Genomic DNA, 18093 nt, shown 5'->3' with positions numbered 1-18093 from the left:
CTGCCGCCTCAAGGACTTCCGACGCATCGCCACCCGCTACGACAAGCTCGCCTGCACCTACGCCGCAGCCGTCTGCCTCGCCGCCATCGTCATCTGGTGGTTATGAGGCTGGACCCTAGGCGGCGGCGTCCCGCGTGGCGCCGACCCGCTGGGCCAGGGCCGCGCCCATGAACTGGTCGAGGTCGCCGTCCAGTACGCCCTGGGTGTCCGAGGTTTCCACCTCGGTGCGCAGGTCCTTCACCATCTGGTACGGCTGCAGGACGTAACTGCGGATCTGGTGGCCCCAGCCGATGTCGGTCTTCTGGTCCTCCAGCGCCTGCTGCGCCGCCTCGCGCTTCTCGAGCTCGAGTTCGTAGAGCCGGGCCTTCAGCATCTTCCAGGCCTGCTCACGGTTCTGGTGCTGCGAGCGCTGAGTCTGGCAGGCGACCGCGATGCCCGTCGGGATGTGGGTCAGGCGGACCGCGGAGTCCGTCTTGTTGACGTGCTGGCCGCCCGCGCCCGAGGCCCGGTAGGTGTCGGTCCTGACGTCGGCCGGGTTGATCTCGATCTCGATGTTGTCGTCGACCACCGGATAGACCCACACCGAGGCGAAGCTGGTGTGCCGCCGGGCGCTGGAGTCGTAGGGGCTGATCCTCACCAGGCGGTGGACGCCGGCCTCGGTCTTCAGCCAGCCGTAGGCGTTGGTCCCCTTCACCTGCAGGGTGACGGACTTCACGCCCGCCTGTTCGCCGGCCGTTTCTTCCAGCACGTCCACGGTCATCCCGTGGGCCTGGGCCCACCGGGTGTACATGCGCAACAGCATCCCGGCCCAGTCGTTGGACTCGGTGCCCCCGGCGCCGGAGTTGATCTCGACGTAGGCGTCGTTGCCGTCCGCCTCGCCAGAGAGCAGGGCCTCCAGCTCTGCCCGGCCGGCGCGTTCCTTGATGGCGCGAAGCTGGGCGCGGGCCTCGTCGAGCGAGGCCTCGTCCCCCTCCTCGTCCGCCAGCTCGGCGTAGCCCAGCGCGTCGGCAAGGTCGCGCTCGAGCGACCGCACCGCCTCGACCTGGGCCGACAGGCGGGACCGTTCGCGGGAGACCGCCTGGGCTTCGTCCGGATTGTTCCAGAGGGTCGGGTCTTCGACCCGGGCGTTCAGCTCATCGAGCTTTCGGAGCGCGACATCCCAGTCAAAGACGCCTCCTGAGCAGTTCGATCGACTGCTCGATGTCGGCCTTGGCGGCCTCGACATCCAATCTCATGGGAAACTCCAGGTGTTCAGGCGGCGGGAGATAGGCCGCTCCGCGGGTCAGAACAAGTCCGACAGGTCATCCTGCTTCTTGGGCGGCGGCGGCGGTGGGGCCACGGCGGCTCCGGCGTTGGGCGCGCCGGTCAGGCCGTTCTGCCAGACCTGGCTGTAGGGCTGCGGGCCGCCGGGAACGGCTTCGGTCGGCGCGACGGCCACCTGCGGCTCGGTGCCCGGCCGGAACGCCTCGCGGATGCCGCGCACCATGGCGAACTTGGCGTTGGCCGGCGCCTTGAAGGGCTCGGCCGGGGCGTCCTTGAGCGCCTCGCCCATGAACTCCACGAAGATCGGCACTGCCGCGACGCTGCCCGTCTCGCCCTCGCCCAGGCTGCGGTTGTCGTCGAATCCGATGAACACGCCCACGACCATGTGCGGCGAGAAGCCCATGAACCAGGCCGAACGGTAGTCATTGGTGGTGCCCGTCTTGCCGCCCAGCGGCTTGCCAAGCGACGCGGCCTGGGTCGCCGTGCCCCGCAGCACCACGCCCTCGAGCATCGAGGTGATCTGATAGGCGGTGATGGGATCCATGAGCTGGGCGCCGGTGCGCGGGATGCGCGGGCTCTCGGCGCCCGAGAAACCCGCCGAGCACCGCGGGCATTCGCGACGGTCGGCCTTCCAGATGACCTTGCCGTTGCGGTCCTCGACCAACTCGATCAGGTGCGGCTCGACCTTGCGGCCGCCGTTCAGGAACGAGGAATAGGCCGCCGACATGCGGAAGACGGTCGTCTCGCCCGAGCCGAGGGCCATGGCCAGGACCTTGTCCATCTTGTTGGTCACGCCCATGCGGACGGCGAGGTCGCTGATCCGGGTCATGCCGACGCCTTGGGCGAGGCGCACGGTCATGGTGTTGCGCGACAGCTCCAGACCCCGCCGCAGGGTCAGGGCGCCATAGTACTTCTTGTTGTAGTTCTCGGGCGACCAGGCCTGCCCGCCGGCCCCGCGCAGGGTGATCGGCGCGTCCAGCACGGTGCTGGCCGGCGTGTAGCCGCTCTCGAGCGCCGCGGCGTAGACGATCGGCTTGAAGGCCGAGCCGGGCTGGCGATAGGCCTGGGTCGCCCGGTTGAAGCTCGACAGTGAGAACGAATAGCCGCCGACCATGGCGAGCACCCGGCCCGAGTTCGGCTCCATGGCGACCAGCGCGCCGTTGACCGCCGGGACCTGCTTAAGCCGGAAGCCGCCTCCCTTGTCGTTCGGGGCCACGAAGATCAGGTCGCCGGCGCCGATCCCCTTGCCGCGCCGGGCCCAGGCCACGTCCTCGGCGGCGAGCGGGCCGGCGTTTCCGTCCACGGTCCGCACCTGCACGCCGCCGCCCGCGACGCTGGTCACCACGGCCTGGCGCCAGGACCGGCGCTCGGCGGGCCTGGCGCGCTGCTTGGCTTCCTTTTCCCAGCCGGTCAGGGTGGTCACGTGGCCCCAGGCGCCACGCCAGCCGTGGCGGCGGTCGTAGGCTTCCAGGCCGTTCATCAGCGCCAGCCTGGCCGCGCTCTGCAGGCGCGGGTCGAGCGTCGTGCGCACGTAGTAGCCGCCGGCGTTCAGGCGTTCCTTGCCCAGCTCGTCCATGTCGAGGGCGAGGCGGCGGACCTCCTCGACGAAATAGTCGGCGTCGCGGTACTGCGCCCGCGTGGGGGCGGCCTGCACGACGAGGTCCTCGGCCTGTGCGGCCCTGGCCTGGGCGCGGGTGATCCAGCCCAGGTCGGCCATCTGGTCGATCACCCAGTTGCGGCGGGCGATCGCCTGCTTCTTGCGGCGGATCGGATGGTAGTTGTCCGGCCCCTTGGGCAGCGAGGCCAGGTAGGCGCTTTCGGCCAGGGTCAGGTCGCTGACCGGCTTGCCGAAATAGTTGTAGGCGGCCGCGCCGACGCCGTACGAACGGTAGCCCAGCCAGATCTCGTTCAGATAGAGCTCGAGGATCCGCTCCTTGGTCAGGGTCTGCTCGAGCTGCGAGGCCAGGATCGCCTCCTTCAGCTTGCGGCTGATGGTGGCGTCGCTGGTCAGCAGGATGTTCTTGGCCACCTGCTGGGTGATGGTGGAGCCGCCTTCGAGGCGCCGGCCCTGCGCAAGGTTCAGCACGTTCTTGGCCATCGCCCGACCCAGGCCGCCCACGTCCACGCCGCCGTGCTTGAAGAAGCTGTGGTCCTCCGCGGCGAGGAAGGCCTGGGCCGTCTGTTTCGGGATGGCGTCGTACGGAACGAAGATCCGGCGCTCCTGCGAGAACTCGCCGATCAGGGTGCCGTCCCAGGCGTAGGCGCGCGTCGCCGTGGCGGGGTGATAGTCGACGAGGTCGCCCGCATCCGGCATGTCGTGGAACAGCCAGGCCGCATAGATCGCGGCGCTGAACGCAGCCAGAGCGATGAAGCTCAGGATGGCCACGCCGGCGATCGCGACCCACCGTTCGGGTCTAGCGGGGGGATTCAACTTAGACGAGCCTCCAGGGCGCGCGGTCCCTACAGAAGGCGTCGTCTAACCTGTGTCGCGCCGGGCGCCAACGCCGCCGCGTCAGCGGGCCGCAACCTTCATGCCGTGGCCGAAGTGATCGTCGATGGCGTCCCCGACAGCGTCCATGAAGCGCTTGCGGCTGCCGGGGTCGCGCAGGCGGGCCTCGTCCTCGGGGTTGTTCACGAAGCCCATCTCCAGCAGGACGGCCGGTACGTCGGGGGCCAGCAGCACGACGAGGCCCGCGTCCCGGTGGCTGCGCCGCAGCAGCGGCGCCTCGCCCTCGATATTGGAGAGCAGCGTCTGGGCGAAGACGGCGGAACGATTGCGGGTGGCCCGCTGGGTCAGGTCGAAGAGGATATCCCGCACGCCCTGGTCGCCGGTCAGGCTGGCCTTCATGAACCAGTCGTCCTTGCTGACGAACTGGGTCGACCGGCGCGAGGCCTTGTCCGAGAGCGTGTAGACGCTGGCGCCCTTGAGGTCCGGGTTCGGCCCCGAATCCGAGTGCAGCGAGATGAAAAGGTCGGCGCCGGCGCGCTGGGCGATCCGCACTCGGCTCTCCAGCGGGACATAGACGTCGGAGTCGCGGGTCATCACGACCTTGTATCGGCCGGTGCGCTCCAGCCTCGCCTTCAGCGCCTGGGCGGCGGCGAGGTTGATGTCCTTCTCGTAGCCCTGGCCGCCGACGGCGCCCACGTCCTTGCCGCCGTGGCCGGCGTCGATCACGACCACCTTCTTGAGCGGCAGGGCCGCCTTCTTTGCCGGCAGGAACTGGGTGCGCAGCTCGGCCGGAGCCGAGTTCGCCGACACCTTGGTCAGCTTGGCGCCGGGGGCGGCGGCCAGGTCGATAACGTAGCGATAGTGGGCGATCCCGTCGGCCGGAGGCAGCAGGAACCGGCGCTTCACGGCTGCGTCGGCGGCAAGGTCCATCTGGAGGCGCGCGTCGCCCTTCACCTCATCCACCACCCAGGCCTTCACGAGGCCCCGGCCCGGCCCTTGCAGGACTTCGGCCGAGCGGACACCGGGCATCATGACCACGATCCGGCGATCGAGCCCGCCGTCGCCGACGATCCTGAGGCTGGCGGAACGGTCCAGGTCGATGACGACGCGCGTCTCGGCGGCGTCGCCGCCCAGGCGGACCTTCATGACCTTCACGGTGTCCGGCGCGGCGTGGGAGGCGGCGAAGACGGCCAGGCCCAGACCGGCGGCCGCGGCGGCGAGCAGCGCCCGTCCCCTAGTCCCCGCCAGCACCCGTCCCACTCGCCCAAACATGCGCCCAGCCTTGTCCCCGCAACGCAGTGTCGCAATCTGCGACCGTAGCAGCCATATACGCACCGCAGCCGTAGACAATCGGTTAACGAGACGTTTCCGGCGGCCGGACGTCACCGGCGCGCTTTCCTTTTCGGATGCGCTGTTGCAAAGTCCGCCCGCGCGATCGCGGAGCGCCCGTTCCGGGCCCGTAAGTCGCGCGCCACACAAACCGGCGTCGATTTCGCCCGAGCTTCTCGGAGACGACGCACCCTCCGATCCGCGCCCTTAAGGCGCGCCTAGGAACACACCCGATGGGCTGCGCAGCTCAAGCCAATCCTGGCCCCGAGGCCCCCCGAGACGCCGTTTCCGGCGCCCGCCGGGCCGACGCGCGCGCCCGTCCCTATCACCGGCAGCGCCTTGGCCTGAGAGCCCATGCCGCGCGCCGTGGAGACGATCTGAATGTCCAAGACCATGTTGATCGACGCAGCCCACGCGGAAGAGACGCGTGTGGTGGTCGTCGACGGGAACCGCGTTGAAGAGTTCGATTTCGAGAGTCAGAACCGGAAACAGCTTCGAGGGAACATCTATCTCGCCAAGGTGACGCGCGTTGAGCCGTCCCTGCAGGCGGCCTTCGTCGAGTATGGCGGCAACCGCCACGGCTTCCTGGCCTTCAACGAAATCCACCCCGACTACTACCAGATTCCGGTCGCCGACCGCGAAGCCCTGCTGCGCGAGGAAGCCGAGGAGGACGACGACGATCGGCACGAGCCTCGCGCCCGCAACGCGGAAGACGAGGACGAGGTCGACCTGAACGCCTCCGACGACGATGACGACGTCGTCGAGGAGGAGCTGGCGCGCCGTCGCCGCCGGCTGATGCGCCGCTACAAGATCCAGGAAGTGATCCGCCGCCGGCAGATCATGCTGGTCCAGGTCGTCAAGGAGGAGCGCGGCAACAAGGGCGCGGCGCTGACCACCTACCTGTCGCTGGCCGGCCGCTACGGCGTCCTGATGCCCAACACGGCCCGCGGGGGCGGCATCAGCCGCAAGATCACCACGGCCACGGACCGCAAGCGCCTGAAGAGCATCGTCCAGAGCCTGGACGTGCCCGCCGGCATGGGCCTGATCGTCCGCACGGCCGGCGCCAAGCGCACCAAGGCCGAGATCAAGCGTGACTACGACTACCTGCTGCGCCTCTGGGAGAACATCCGCGAGAAGACGCTGCACTCGATCGCGCCAGCCCTGATCTACGAGGAAGAAGACCTCGTGAAGCGGGCGATCCGCGACCTCTACGACAAGGACATCGACGAGGTCTTCGTCGAGGGCGAGGCGAGCTTCAAGGAAGCGCGCGACTTCATGCGCATGCTGATGCCCAGCCAGGCGAAAAAGGTGCAGCTCTATCGGGAGCCCACGCCCCTCTTCGTGAAGCATAGGGTGGAAGATCATCTGTCGCAGATCTATTCGCCCGTCGTGCCGCTGCGCTCGGGCGGCTACCTGGTGATCAACCAGACCGAGGCGCTGGTCGCGGTCGACGTGAACTCGGGCCGCGCGACGCGCGAGCGCAACATCGAGGCCACGGCGCTCAAGACCAACATGGAGGCGGCCGAGGAAGCCGCCCGCCAGCTCCGCCTGCGCGACCTGGCCGGCCTGATCGTCATCGACTTCATCGACATGGATGAGGCGAAGAACAACCGGGCCGTCGAGAAGAAGCTGAAGGACTGCCTGAAGGACGACCGCGCCCGCGTGCAGATGGGCAAGATCAGCCCCTTCGGTCTGATGGAAATCTCCCGCCAGCGTCGCCGCACCGGCGTGCTGGAAGGCACCACCCACGTGTGCGAGCACTGCGCCGGCACCGGCCGGGTGCGCTCGGTGGAATCCAGCGCCCTCGCCGCGCTCCGGGCCCTGGAGATCGAGGCGCTGAAGGGCGGCGGCGAGGCCACCCTGCAGGTTCCCCGCGCCGTAGGCCTCTACATCCTGAACGAGAAGCGCGGCCACCTGGCCCGCCTGCATCAGGCGTTCGGCCTGTTCGTCACGGTCGCCATCGACGACGACATGGCCCACGCAGAGCATGTGATCGAGCGGACCTCGACCGAGACCCGCGCCGAGCACGCCTTGCCGCTGGCCGCGCCCGCCGTCCACGACACCCCCGCCGACGAAGCCTACCTCGAGGAAACCTTCGAGGACGAGGAGGACTTCGAGGACGAGGAGGACGAGGAAGCGGAGGAGGACGAAACCGCAGGGGAGCGGGGCGCCCGCGAACCGCGCGCCGAGCGCGAGCGCGACGGTGAGGATGGCGGTCGCCGCGGCCGCCGCCGGCGCCGCCGTGGCCGCCGCGGCGAGGAGCCGCGGGGCGAGCGTCCGGCGTCGCCGGCCCCCGCGGAGGCGGCCGGCGAGGACGAGGAAGGCGGCCACGGTCGCCGCCGTCGCCGGGGCCGTCGCGGCGGACGCCGCATGCGCGACGATTTCCGTCCGCACGATCCGTTCTCCTGGGTCCGCCCGTGGGTGCCCTATGGCGACGACCCCTTCGTCTGGTACGACCCGGCCGAGGACCTGAAGCCCCAGACCGCCAGTGAGGCGCCGCAGGCCAGGCCGGCCGCCGCCGAATCGGTCCGGGCCGATGCGCCTAGCGTCTCCGCCGCCCCCGCGCCTGCCGGGGGAACGGAAGACGAGATCTGGGTCGAGCTGCCGGCCGCCGAGGAGAAGCCGAAGCGCGCCCGCCGGGCCCGCGGACGCGGCCAGGCCGAGCCGGATGTCTCCGCCGAAACCGCGGAGACGACCGCCGAGCCGGCGCCCGAGCCGGAAGCTCCGCCCGCCGAGCCCGTGACCGCCGAGGCGCCCGCGCCCAAGCGGCGCACGCGCAGCCGCAAGGCCGCTGCGCCAGCGGCGGAAGCGCCGGCCGAAACGCCCGTCGTGGTCCAGGCGCCCGAGCCTGTCGCCGTCGTCGCCCAGGGGCCTGAGCCCGCGCCCGAGCCGGCCCCGCGCCAGCCCGATCCGGCGGAGATTTCCGGGCCGCCGCCGGCGCCGCGCAAAGGCTGGTGGCGTCGAGGCTGAGGCATTACATTCCGACCGGACAGAGGGGCGGCCTGAGGATTTGAGCAGAGCATGATCTCCCCTGCCCGGTCGGTTTCCCACTTCGCCCTGAGCTTCGTCCTCGCGGTCGCCATGGTCATCGGACCGAAGCCGGCCGCGGCGCAGGAGACCCTGTCGCTCATCCGCGACACCGAGATCGAGGAGATCCTCGCCAAGGACTCCGAACCCATCCTGCGGGCCGCCGGCATCGACCCCCGGAACGTCGAGATCATCATCGTCGGCAGCAAGGAACTCAACGCCTTCGCCGCGCCCCGGGTGATGGGCTTCAACACCGGCCTCATCCTGGAGGCCGACACCCCCAACGAGCTGCAGGGGGTCATCGCCCACGAGGTCGGCCACCTTACCGGCGGCCACAGCGCCCGGCGCGACGAGATGAACCGCGCGGGCATGAAGCCCTTCCTGCTGACCATGGGCCTGGGCGTCCTGGCGGCGCTGGCCGGTTCGCCCGAGGCCGGCGCCGGCCTGGTCAGCAGCGCGGGTTACTTCGGCACGCTCGGCGCCATGGGCTTCAGCCGCGAGCAGGAGAGCCGCGCCGACCAGGCCGGGGCGACGCTGCTCGACAAGGCTGGCCTCTCGGGCAAGGGCCTGGCCGATTTCTTCGACAACTTCCGCTACCAGGAGGTCTTCGACGAGGCCCGGCGCTTCGCCTATTTCCGCAGCCATCCGATTTCGTCCGACCGGATCGAGGCGCTGCGCCGCCGCGTCGAGAACCAGCCGAACTACAACAAGACCGACAGCCCCGAGGCCATGGCCGAGCACGCCATCATGAAGGCCAAGCTCGACGGCTTCATCAATCCGCAGGTGGCGATCACCAAGTACGAGGAGAAGGACACGTCCTATCCCGCCCGCTACGCCCGGGCGATCGCCTACTATCAGCTCAAGGAGCCGGACCGCGCGCTGAAGCTGATCGACGCCCTGCTCCAGCAGTACCCGGACAACCCCTATCTCTGGGAACTTAAGGGCCAGATCCTGTTCGAGTTCGCCCGCACCCAGGAGGCCGAGGCCCCGCAGCGCCGATCGGTCGAGCTCAAGCCCGACGCCCCCCTGCTGCGCATCAACCTGGGCCAGACCCTGATCGCCCTCGACGAGAAGCCCAAGGTCGAGGAAGGCGTCGCAGAGCTGCGCAAGGCGCTCACCCAGGAGGAGGACAACGCGGTCGCCTGGCGCCTCCTGGCCGAGGCCTACGACAAGCTGGGCCAGGATGGCATGGCCCGCCTCGCCACGGCGGAATACAACTTCAACGTCGGCGACAAGCAGCAGGCGCGAATCTTCGCCATGCGGGCGCGCGAGATGCTGACCCGCGGCACGCCCGAGTGGCGGCGCGCGACCGACATCGTGCTGGTCTCCGAACCCACCCGCGACGACATGAGGGAACTGGCGCGCGAAGGCTCCACCACCAACCGTACGCGTTGAGCCGCCCTTCCAACCCCGCTAACGAGCCTCCATGAACCTAGCCATCAAGTCCGCCGCGGCGATCTCGGCCGCCCTCGTCCTCGCCGGCTGCCAGAAGGCCGACGACGAAGCTTTCGGTCAGCGCGTCCGCGCCTATCTGCTCGCCCATCCCGAGGTGCTGCAGGAGGTGTCTGTGGCGCTGCAGCAGAAGCAGCAGGCCGAGATGGCCAAGGCGGCCGCATCGGCCATCGAAACCCACCGCGCCCAGCTCGAACGCGACCCGCGCGACCTGGTGATCAATCCGGAGGGCAAGGTCACGGTCGTCGAGTTCTTCGACTACCGCTGCGGCTACTGCAAGCTGATCGCGCCCGAGGTGGTGAAGCTGATCGAGGAGAACCCCGACGTCCGCTTCGTCTTCAAGGAGATGCCGATCTTCGGCGAGGTGTCGGACACCGCCGCCAAGATGGCCCTGACGCCGCAAGGCAAGACCAAGGGCCTGGAGCTCTATCAGGCGTGGATGGCCGAGAAGGCGCTCGACGAGGCCGGCCTCGACCGCCACCTCGCCAAGGCCGGCCTCAACCCGGCCGAGGTCCGCAAGGCCGCCGCGGATCCCGCCATCGAGCGCCAGATCGTCGACATTCGGGCGCTCGCCCAGGCCCTCAAGATCGAGGGCACCCCGGCTTTCGTCATCGGAAACACCCTGATCCCGGGCGCCGACCTCCCGGCCCTCAAGGCGGCCATCACCGCCGCCAAGGCCACCGACCTCAAGAAGCCCTCCGCGCCGAAGGCCTGACCTCGGGCTCGATTCTCGGGCGCCCTTCCCCCACGGCATCCGGGTTAGATTCCCGCCGTGGGAGACGCGAATGCCTGAGAAGGTGTTGGTGATCGGGGCAGGCATGGCCGGCCTGTGGGTCGCGCTCGCGCTCGCGCCGACCGGACGCGAGGTCGTCCTGCTCGATCGCGACCCGCCCCCGCCGGAGGGCGGCGCCGACGAGGCCTTCGAGACCTGGGCCCGGCGCGGCGTGGGTCAGTTGCGACACAGCCACGCCTTCCTGGCCCGCCTGCGCCTCTTGATCCGCGACCAGCACCCCGAACTGCTGGCCGAGCTCCATGCGGCGGGATGCCGTGACCTGGGCCTCGAGGGCTCGCTCACCGCCGCGCATCGGAAGCGCTATCGGCCCGAGCCCATCGACGACGACCTCGTGATCCTGACCAGCCGCCGCACGACGCTGGAGCTGGTGATCCGCCGCTACGTGGCCCGCCTGCCGGGCGTGACGCTGCGGTCGGGCGTCTTCGTGCGCGAACTGCTGGTGGAGTCCGGCCCCACGCCGCGGGTGACCGGGGTCCGCATCGACGGCGGCGGCGGGACCGAGGACTTGGCTGGCGACGTGGTGGTGGACGCGGCGGGACGGACCTCCCAGGCCATCGAGCAGCTCACGGCCGCGGGCGCCACGATCCCCGAGGAGGCCGAGAGCGCCGGCGTCATCTACTTCACCCGCCACTACCGCCTGCACCCCGGCGCCGAGGAACCGGCCCGGACCCAGGCGGCGCCGTCCAACGGTGACATGGGCTATCTGAAGTTCGGCGTCTTCCCGGGCGACAACGGCTGGTTCTCGATCACCCTCTGCCTGCCCGAGATCGAGGAGGGTTTGCGCCAGGCCATCGTCGATCCGGCCGTGTTCGACGCCGTCTGCCGCCAGCTCCCCGGCCCCGCCCGCTGGATCGAGCCCGACCGGGCCGAGGGGATGAGCCGGGTGTTCGGCATGGGCCAGCTTGAAAGCCGCTGGCGGGACTATGCGCCGGAGGGCCGGGCCGCCGTGCGGGGATTCTTCGCCGTCGGCGACAGCCTGGTCAGGACCAATCCGCTCTACGGGCGCGGCTGCTCGTTCGCCGCGGTGGGGGCCCAGGGCCTGCGGGACGCGCTGGACGCGACCCCCGATCCGGCCGAACGGCTGGTCCGCTACAGCCAGGCGGCCCGAGGCGAGCTTCGGCCATATTTCGAGGTGATGCGGGATAGCGACCGCAGCGCCATCCGCCGCGCCCGGCTGACCATGACCCCCGGCGCCAAGCCCAGCCTGAAGGGCCGGATCGTGAAGAGCTTCCTGGACGACGGCGTGGCCATCGCCATCCGCGAGGACGTGGACATCCTGCGGGCCTTCCTGCGGGGCTTCCACATGCTGGAGCATCCGCAGGCCTGGCTGAAGCGGCCCGGCAACCTCGTCAAGGTGCTGGCCGCCTGGGCCCGGCCGCGAAGGACCAAGGCCTATCCGCCCAAGCTGGGCCCGGACCGGTCGGAGATGCTGGCCACGCTGGGCTTGGCCTAGAAGCTGACCTTCACGCCGGCCCGCGCCATGCGCGGCTCCACGGCGCGGCTGTGGATGTCCTCCACCGGGCCGTCCAGGTCGATCTGCGGCAGATAGGACTCGTAGACGTACTCGATGTCTTTCTTCTTCGAATCCAGCAGGTTGAGCAGCTCTCCGTAGATTTCGTATCGGCCGGGCGTCCAGGCGGCGCGCAGGTTCACGATGGTCGCGGGTTCGGACCGTAGGCTGTTGTCCTCGACCAGGGCGTGACTGCCCAAATGCCGGACCCGCAGGCCCGCGTTCCACCGCTCCCGGATCACCGAGACCCCGGCCTCGCCCGCGTGCTTGATGGCGCCGGGAATGTGGTCGGCGCCCGGGCTGTCCTTGAACCGCGCCCGGCTACCGGTCCAGACCGCGTCCAGCGCCAGCCAGTCGTTGGGCCGCCAGAAGACCGTCAGCTCATAGCCGTGCCGTCTGCTGGCGGCGGATGGCTCCACCGAGCCCGCGTCGCCCACGTAGATGAGCTCGCTGGCCACCTCCATCCACCAGTAGTTGGCCGTGGCGACCAGGCCGCCGCGCTCGAATCGGGCGCCGATCTCGCGTCCCCGTCCCTTCACCAGCCCCGGGGCCGGGTCGGCGGGCGCGGCGACCCCGCGCGCGTCGTTCGAATGGAAGCCCTCGCCCCAGTTGGCGTAGAGCGCCACGCCCTCGGCCGCCTCGTACGAGACGCCCAGCTTGGGCGAGACGATGCGGTCGTCGACTTCGCCGGCCCAGGCGTTCCCGCCAAGAGGGCGGGCCTTGAACCGGTAGGCGTCGCCCCGCAGACCCCCGAACAGCGACAGGCGCCCGGTCGGCTTCCATGTGGCCTCGGCGTAGAGCGCGCCCGACAGCTCGTCCACCGCGAACCGGGACCGGGTGGCGAACCGCTCGCCCCGGACAGTCTGGTAGAGGCCCACGTCCGAGATGTCGTCATAGCGCCCTTCCCCGCCCACGGTCAGCGTCCACGACGGCGACAGCTCCAGCCTGCGCTCCAGCCGCCCGCCATAGGTCCAGAGCTTCTCGGCCTGCTCCAATTGGTCGCCGTTCACCGGGTCTTCCAGGAAGAAGGTGAAGTTGGAGATCATCCGCCAGTCGTAGTGCTGGACGTAGGCGGTGGCCTTCCAGTCCTCGCCCGCCAGGTTCGCGGTGAGGATCTCCCGCTGGGTTCGCCCGTAGAGGTCGCGGTCGATGGCGCCGTAGGCGTCGGGGACCAGCGTCCCGATGGCGCGCTCGGGGATCTGCTCGGTCGGCCGCCAGGTGGCGTGGTAGGTCGACAGGCTCACGCTCAGCCGGCCCGCCGGGGTTTCGCGGCCGTACTTCCCGAAGGCGGACACATGGCGCAGCCTCTCAGGCAGCGCCCACGGTCCGTCGTAGGTCTTGGCCTGAACCGCCAGCAACAGGTCGCCCGCGCCTACGTCGAACGACCCCGCGGCCACGGCCCGTTTCCAGTCGAACTCGCCGCTCTCCGCCAGGAGGAACGGCCGATCGAAGCGATCGACGGTGGCGATCCGGGCGCCGCCCACGAGGTTGAAATCTCCGACATCGGCCCGGTACGGCCCCTTCCGGTAGTCCACGCGCTTCACGAGCTCGGGGATCAGGCCGTTGACGTCCAGATAGCCCTGGCCGTGGCCGTGGGTGCGGAAGTTCATAGGCACGTCATCGACGGCCAGGCCGAAGTCCGTGCCGTGATCCAGGTTGAAGCCGCGCAGGAAGTACTGGTTGGCCTTGCCGCTCCCCGAATGCTGGGTGACCAGCATCCCCGGCACGGATTCCAGCAGTTCGGCCGTCCGCAGCAGGGGCCGCACGGTCAGGTCGGCGCCGGCCAGCGAGCCCTCGCTGGCGGCGGTCGCCTGGCCGATCTTCTGCTCCCCGCGGCCGAAGACGACGACCGCCTCGACCTGATCGGGGGCCGCCTCCTCTGCGGACGCGGCTGCCGCGTGGGCCGCCATGGCCAACGCGAGCAGGCTGATGGGAGCCCTCACGCCATACCCTCCATTCGAAATCGGGAGCTAGGTAGACGACATTGCTCCGCTTCGCGACTGCGAATCGGTTGCAGGACAGTCACGCGGGGTGTGGACGCTCAGTCCGGCTTGCGGTCGGTGGGGCCTGAGAAGAACGCGCCACCGGCCATCTGTTCGCGCACCGCCTCGGGAGCGGCCGCCGAGGCCCTATCGAGCTCCGCCAGCTCCTCGGGCACGTACCAGTGGAGCCTGTCCGAGTGGTAGGCCTCCCAGACCACCTTGGCGACTTCCGACGGATGCATGGCGCGGAACATGCCCTCCTTCGGCGCGGCCTCGACGGCGCCCGGCGGCAGGATGGGCGTGTCGATCAGGCCCGGCAGGACGTCGGCGGCCCGGATGCCCAGGGCCCTGAACTCCACCGATAGGGCCTCGGTCAGCCCCTTCACCGCGTGCTTGGTGGCCGAATAGACGGCGATGCCCGGCATGCCGAAGGTGGCCGACGACGAGGAGGTGGTGAAGCAGAGCGAATTCGGCGTCGCCTTGAGCAGCGGGATGGCCTCGTAGATGCCGTTCAGCACCCCGATGAAGTTCACCTGCACCACCGCCAGGATGTCCTCGAACGGCTGCTGGTCGAAGGGCCCGCCCCGGCCGATGCCGGCGTTGTTGTAGAGGATGTCGAGCCGCCCGCCCGCCGCCGGCGCGAAATCGTCCAGGGCGGCGCGGTAGTCGGCCCGGTCGGTGACGTCCAGGCGGCGGATCAGGCAGTTGTCCGCGCCGAGCTCGTCCTGCAGGTCCTTCAGGCCCTGCTCGTTGACGTCGTAGGCCCCGACGAACCAGCCCTTATCGGCGAACAGCAGGGCCGTCTCGCGCCCCATGCCCGAGGCGGCGCCGGTGATGAAGATGGATTTGCGGCCCTTCGCCATCAGATCAGCCCCGAGAGCGGCGAGGACGCCTCGGCGTACATGCGCTTGGGCATCCGCCCCGCCAGATAGGCCTCGCGGCCGGCGATGACCGCGTGCTTCATGGCCCGGGCCATTCGGATCGGGTCCTGGGCCTGGGCGATGGCGGTGTTCATCAGGACGGCGTCGCAGCCCAACTCCATGGCGACCACGGCGTCCGAGGCCGTGCCGACGCCGGCGTCCACCAGCACCGGGACCTTCGCCTGTTCGATGATGAGCGCCAGGTTGAGCGCGTTCTGGATGCCTCGGCCTGAGCCGATCGGCGCGGCGGCCGGCATGATGGCGGCGGCGCCCGCCTCCTCCAGCTTCACGGCGTACACGGGATCATCCGAGCAGTAGACCATCACCTGGAAGCCGTCGGCCACCAGGAGTTTGAGCGCCCGCAGCGTTTCCTCCATGTCCGGCAGCAGGTGCTTGGTGTTGGAGAGCACCTCGAGCTTCACGAGGTCCCAGCCGCCGGCCTCGCGGGCCAGGCGGAGCGTGCGCACCGCCTCCTCGCCCGTGAAACAGCCCGCCGTGTTCGGCAGGTAGGTGAAGCGGTCGGGCTTCACGTAGTCCACAAGCATGGGCTGGCTGGGGTCGGACAGGTTCACGCGCCTGAGCGCCACCGTGACGATCTCGGCCCCGGCCGCCTCGGCGGCGGCGGCGTTCTGGGCATAGTCCTTGTACTTGCCGGTGCCGACGATCAGGCGCGAGCGAAAGGTGCGACCGGCGACCGTCCACGTGTCCTCGGTCTGGACAGACCCATCCATGTCAGCCGCCTCCAATGAAATGCACGATCTCGATCCGGTCGCCGTCGGCGATCGCCGTGGCCGCGTAGGCGGACTTCGGCACGATCTCCAGGTTGCGCTCCACGGCCACCTTGCGCGCGTCGAGCCCGAGCTCGGCCACCAGCGCCGCCACGTTGGGCGGGCCCTGGAAGCTGCGGGGCTCTCCGTTCACTGTCAGCTGCATGGATGCGTGCGCTCCGGTCGGCTTGCTTGTGGCCTCCGCCGCTGACCGTTACAAGGGCGCGGAATCGACGGCGGAGCCGAATGTCGAAACCGATCTATGTGCTGAGCGGGCCCAACCTCAACCTCCTGGGGACCCGCGAGCCGGAGATTTACGGACATCAGACCCTGGACGACGTCCGCCGTCTCTGCGAGGCCCGGGCGAAATCTCTGGGGCGCGAAGTCGTGTTCCGGCAGTCCAACCACGAGGGCGAGCTGATCGACTGGATCCAGGAGGCGCGCGAAAACGCCTGCGCCCTGGTGATCAATCCGGCTGGCTACGGCCACACCTCGGTCGCCATCCTCGACGCGCTGAAGATGCTGAGCATCCCCGTCGTGGAGTGCCATCTGTCGAACCCCGCCGCGCGCGAGGCGTTCCGCCGCCACACCTACGTTTCCCTCGCCGCCACCGGCGTCGTTTCCGGCTTCGGGGCAGCGAGCTATGAACTGGCCGTCGAGGCCGCCGCGGGCCTCGCCCGCTAATCCGACAATACGAAGAAAAAGGGTCGTTCCATGGCTAGCAGTCCGAAGGCGCCCGCCGATCCGTTCGACGCGCGCCTGGTGCGCAAACTGGCCGACATCCTGACGGAGACGGGCCTCTCGGAGATCGAGGTCGAGCACGGCGAGCTGAAGATCCGGGTCGCCAAGACCCTCACGGCCGCGCCCGTCCACGTGGCGGCGCCGGCCCCGATGGTCCACGCCGCGCCCGCCGCTGCGGCCCCCGCCACAGCCGCCGAGCCCCCTGCCGCCGCCCCGGCCCGCGCCAAGGGCGACGAGGTGAAGTCGCCGATGGTGGGCACCATCTACCTGCAGCCGCAGCCCGGCGCCGATCCGTTCGTCAAGGTGGGCGACACCGTCCAGGCCGGCCAGACCCTGTTCATCGTGGAAGCGATGAAGACCATGAACCCGATCCCGGCCCCGAAGTCCGGCAAGATCGTGGAGATCCTGGTCGAGGACGCCCAGCCGGTGGAGTTCGGCGAACCGCTCGCCATCATCGGGTAGCGCGATGTTCGACAAGATCCTGATCGCCAACCGCGGCGAGATCGCGCTTCGGGTCCACCGGGCCTGCAAGGAGATGGGCATCGCGACCGTGGCGATCCACTCCGAGGCGGACTCCGGCGCCATGTGGGTGCGCCTGGCCGACGAGAGCGTCTGCATCGGCCCCCCGCCGGCCGCCAAGAGCTACCTGAACATCCCGGCCATCATCGCGGCGGCCGAGATCACGGGCGCCCAGGGCATCCATCCGGGCTACGGCTTCCTCTCGGAGAACGCCCGCTTCGCCGAGATCGTGAACGCCCACGGCTTCACCTTCATCGGCCCCAAGCCCGAGCACATCAAGCTGATGGGCGACAAGATCACCGCCAAGCAGGCGGTGAAGGACGCCGGCATTCCCGTCGTTCCGGGCTCCGATGGGGCGGTGACCACCGAGGAGGAGGCCTTCGCTGCGGCGAAGGAGATCGGCTTCCCCGTGCTCATCAAGGCGGCCGCCGGCGGCGGCGGCCGGGGCATGAAGGTCGCCCGCACCGAGGAAGAGCTGATCGAGGCGGTGCAGACCGCCCGTTCGGAGGCCAAGGCGGCCTTCGGCGACGACGCCATCTACATGGAGCGCTACCTCCAGACGCCCCGCCATATCGAGCTCCAGGTCGTCGCCGACAGCCACGGCAACGTCGTCCACTTGGGCGAGCGGGACTGTTCGCTCCAGCGCCGCCACCAGAAGGTGCTGGAAGAGGCCCCCTCGCCCGTCATCGACGCCGCCGCCCGCGCCAAGATCGGCAAGGTCGTCGTCGATGCGGTGAAGGCCATCGGCTACCTCGGCGTCGGCACCATCGAGTTCCTGTACGAGAACGGCGAGTTCTTCTTCATCGAGATGAACACCCGCCTGCAGGTGGAGCACCCGGTCACCGAGGCCATCACCGGCATCGACCTGGTGCGCGAGCAGATCCGCATCGCCGCGGGCGAGCCGCTGTCGTTCCGCCAGGAGGACGTGGTCTTCGAGGGCCACGCCATCGAGTGCCGGATCAACGCCGAGAATCCCAAGACCTTCGCCCCGTCGCCGGGCCTGGTGACCGACTACCACGCCCCCGGCGGCCTGGGGGTGCGCATGGATAGCGCGCTCTACGCCGGCTATTCGATCCCTCCCTACTACGACAGCCTGGTGGGCAAGCTCATCGTCCACGGCCGCGACCGGGAGGAGTGCATCGCCCGCCTCTGCCGCTGCCTGGGCGAGGTGGTGGTCGGCGGCATAGACACGAACATCCCGCTCTTCCAAGAGTTGCTGACCCAGCCGGACATCGTCCGCGGGGACTACAACATCCATTGGCTGGAGCGCTGGATGAAGGCGCAGGCCGAGGCGGCGGCGTAAGGGCCTTCGACCCGCCCGCCTTACTACGCTAGATCGGT

14 protein-coding genes and 1 pseudogene are annotated in these 18093 nt (G+C 69.7%); 8 read left to right on the top strand and 7 right to left on the bottom strand.

Features of this window, described 5'->3' with window-relative positions:
* Positions 1 to 106, top strand: a pseudogene (locus ACK4TT_RS03085) (IS5/IS1182 family transposase); the annotation flags it as partial.
* A gap of 9 nt (positions 107 to 115) precedes the next feature.
* Here ACK4TT_RS03085 and prfB read toward each other — a convergent pair.
* The 3 genes from prfB to ACK4TT_RS03070 all read right to left on the bottom strand — a co-directional run bounded on the left by prfB (position 116) and on the right by ACK4TT_RS03070 (position 4984).
* Positions 116 to 1235 (bottom strand): peptide chain release factor 2 gene (gene prfB / locus ACK4TT_RS03080; protein ID WP_410212381.1). Its coding sequence is split into 2 segments (ribosomal slippage): positions 116 to 1165 and positions 1167 to 1235, totalling 1119 coding nucleotides; the frame shifts between segments, so codons are not numbered across the junction.
* Between the two features lie 47 nt (positions 1236 to 1282).
* Complete coding sequence (locus tag ACK4TT_RS03075) at positions 1283 to 3649, bottom strand: penicillin-binding protein 1A (protein ID WP_409637049.1); 2367 nt, start codon at positions 3647 to 3649, stop codon at positions 1283 to 1285.
* Between the two features lie 126 nt (positions 3650 to 3775).
* Positions 3776 to 4984: an N-acetylmuramoyl-L-alanine amidase gene (locus tag ACK4TT_RS03070; RefSeq protein ID WP_409637046.1), complete on the bottom strand. Its 1209-nt coding sequence runs from the start codon at positions 4982 to 4984 to the stop codon at positions 3776 to 3778.
* A gap of 438 nt (positions 4985 to 5422) precedes the next feature.
* Between ACK4TT_RS03070 and ACK4TT_RS03065 the strand changes: the two genes are divergently transcribed.
* The 4 genes from ACK4TT_RS03065 (at position 5423) to ACK4TT_RS03050 (ending at position 11766) form a co-directional block, all read left to right on the top strand.
* Entirely contained in the window at positions 5423 to 8011 is a 2589-nt protein-coding gene (locus ACK4TT_RS03065) for a ribonuclease E/G (RefSeq protein ID WP_410212380.1), read from the top strand.
* 51 nt (positions 8012 to 8062) lie between these two features.
* Positions 8063 to 9463 (top strand): M48 family metalloprotease, encoded by a 1401-nt coding sequence (locus ACK4TT_RS03060; protein ID WP_409638489.1) that lies wholly within the window; start codon positions 8063 to 8065, stop codon positions 9461 to 9463.
* Positions 9464 to 9494: 31 nt separating this feature from the next.
* On the top strand, positions 9495 to 10235 hold the full coding sequence (locus ACK4TT_RS03055; RefSeq protein WP_410212379.1) for a DsbA family protein: 741 nt from the start codon (positions 9495 to 9497) through the stop codon (positions 10233 to 10235).
* 70 nt (positions 10236 to 10305) lie between these two features.
* A complete protein-coding gene (locus tag ACK4TT_RS03050) occupies positions 10306 to 11766 on the top strand; it encodes an FAD-dependent oxidoreductase (protein WP_410212378.1) in 1461 nt (486 codons plus the stop codon).
* On the opposite strand, the gene ACK4TT_RS03045 is transcribed toward ACK4TT_RS03050, so the two are convergent.
* The 4 genes from ACK4TT_RS03045 to thiS all read right to left on the bottom strand — a co-directional run bounded on the left by ACK4TT_RS03045 (position 11763) and on the right by thiS (position 15658).
* Entirely contained in the window at positions 11763 to 13766 is a 2004-nt protein-coding gene (locus ACK4TT_RS03045; RefSeq protein ID WP_410212377.1) for a TonB-dependent receptor, read from the bottom strand. The two genes, ACK4TT_RS03050 and ACK4TT_RS03045, sit on opposite strands and share 4 nt — an antisense overlap.
* A 98-nt stretch (positions 13767 to 13864) precedes the next feature.
* Positions 13865 to 14668, bottom strand: a complete 804-nt coding sequence (locus ACK4TT_RS03040; RefSeq protein ID WP_409638501.1) for an SDR family oxidoreductase — start codon at positions 14666 to 14668, stop codon at positions 13865 to 13867.
* Positions 14668 to 15456 carry a thiazole synthase gene (locus ACK4TT_RS03035; protein WP_409638504.1) on the bottom strand — a complete coding sequence of 263 codons (789 nt, stop codon included), beginning with the start codon at positions 15454 to 15456 and terminating at the stop codon, positions 14668 to 14670. Before ACK4TT_RS03035 ends, ACK4TT_RS03040 begins: the two co-directional genes overlap by 1 nt.
* 1 nt (position 15457) lies before the next feature.
* Positions 15458 to 15658, bottom strand: coding sequence for a sulfur carrier protein ThiS (gene thiS / locus ACK4TT_RS03030; protein ID WP_409638506.1), 201 nt, complete (start codon positions 15656 to 15658; stop codon positions 15458 to 15460).
* 80 nt (positions 15659 to 15738) lie between these two features.
* Between thiS and aroQ the strand changes: the two genes are divergently transcribed.
* The 3 genes from aroQ to accC are packed head-to-tail and all read left to right on the top strand — an operon-like array spanning position 15739 to position 18055.
* Positions 15739 to 16176: a type II 3-dehydroquinate dehydratase gene (gene aroQ, locus ACK4TT_RS03025; protein WP_409638509.1), complete on the top strand. Its 438-nt coding sequence runs from the start codon at positions 15739 to 15741 to the stop codon at positions 16174 to 16176.
* A gap of 30 nt (positions 16177 to 16206) precedes the next feature.
* The gene (gene accB / locus ACK4TT_RS03020; protein ID WP_409638512.1) at positions 16207 to 16695 is read left to right on the top strand and encodes an acetyl-CoA carboxylase biotin carboxyl carrier protein; all 489 of its coding nucleotides are present in this window, start codon (positions 16207 to 16209) and stop codon (positions 16693 to 16695) included.
* A 4-nt stretch (positions 16696 to 16699) separates the two neighbouring features.
* The gene (gene accC / locus ACK4TT_RS03015; RefSeq protein WP_409638515.1) at positions 16700 to 18055 is read left to right on the top strand and encodes an acetyl-CoA carboxylase biotin carboxylase subunit; all 1356 of its coding nucleotides are present in this window, start codon (positions 16700 to 16702) and stop codon (positions 18053 to 18055) included.
* The last annotated feature ends 38 nt before the right edge of the window (positions 18056 to 18093 follow it).

It is taken from the genome of Phenylobacterium sp., from assembly GCF_046463815.1.
In the GTDB taxonomy this organism is placed as follows: domain Bacteria; phylum Pseudomonadota; class Alphaproteobacteria; order Caulobacterales; family Caulobacteraceae; genus Phenylobacterium.
The sequence above is the reverse complement of the archived record's forward strand: the minus strand, read 5'-3'. Positions and strand labels throughout refer to the sequence as shown.